We start from the raw sequence: 958 nt of genomic DNA on the forward strand, positions 1-958 counted from the left end.
CCCCGAACCGAACGGTTCGGGGCCTTCCCTGTGTGCGGCGCTGCGGACTACCGTCCCCGCATGGCCCGGCGGTCCGGGCGGGCGCGGTTCGGGTCGATGCCCTTGGGAATGGGAAGCTTGGCGCTGCCCAGGGTGGAGAGGCGGCGGTCCACCTGGTGGATCTCCTGCCTGCCCAGGGCCTTCGGCAGCTTCTTGATGGCCCTGGCCAGATCTTCGACGCTGGTCTGGCCCTCGGCGCTGCCGGAGTTGACGATGTGGATCGGCACGTTCGGGAGCACCCGCCCCATACGCTTGCGTTCGGCTTCGACGAGCGGCCGGACGCGTCCGGAGGGTCCTTCGGTGACGAGTACGACGCCGGGGCGGCCGACCGCTGCGAACACCAGGTCCTGGGTGCGCGGGGCCACCGCGACCGGCTGGTCCTTGACGATCCAGCCGCGGCCCAGTTCGCTCAAGGCCGCCCCGGCTGCCCCGGGGCGGTCTTTGATCTGGGCGAAAGCGGCCCGGCGTGCGCGCCGGGACAGGATTGCCACGGCGGCCAGCAGGCCCAGCGGCAGGGAGATCAGCAGGAACGTGATCCAGTTGCCCAAAAGCAGGCCCAGGATCAGGCCCACCGCGGTGATCCCCAGGAACGCCAGCAGCATCAGCCACACCACAGAGGGGTCGTGGCGGCGGGTCATCTGGAAGACCTGCCCGATCTGCTTCAGGCGGCCGGGTTGCTTGGGGCCCTTCGCGGTCTTGGGCTTGCGCGAAAAGAGGCCGCGCTTGGGCTGGGAGGCCTCGGCAGAGGCGCTATCGGAGGTATTGGCCATAGTGTTCCAATTCTAGGGGAAAGCCGGGGTTCGGGTTGCCGGGTTCAGGTGGCCGGGATCAGGCTGGCGGCTTCCTGGCGGGTGTCGCCGGAGGACTCGATGTGGGCCAGGGCCTCGGGGATGGGCAGGCCCTTGTGGCGCATCGCGCC

1 protein-coding gene is annotated in these 958 nt (G+C 70.0%); it reads right to left on the reverse strand.

Going from position 1 to position 958, the window contains the following annotated elements; all coding sequences use genetic code 11:
* Window positions 1-47: 47 nt before the first annotated feature.
* Window positions 48-809 (reverse strand): DUF4191 domain-containing protein, encoded by a 762-nt coding sequence (locus tag NCCP_RS14820; RefSeq protein ID WP_149958054.1) that lies wholly within the window; start codon window positions 807-809, stop codon window positions 48-50.
* Window positions 810-958 lie beyond the last annotated feature (149 nt).

This window comes from Zafaria cholistanensis, assembly GCF_008580665.1.
GTDB classification, from domain to species: Bacteria; Actinomycetota; Actinomycetes; order Actinomycetales; family Micrococcaceae; genus Zafaria; species Zafaria cholistanensis.

What these genes read in the sequence shown, in the direction of transcription:
- NCCP_RS14820 (WP_149958054.1), bottom strand. Translation starts at nt 809, where the DNA reads ATGGCCAATACCTCCGATAGCGCCTCTGCCGAGGCCTCCCAGCCCAAG.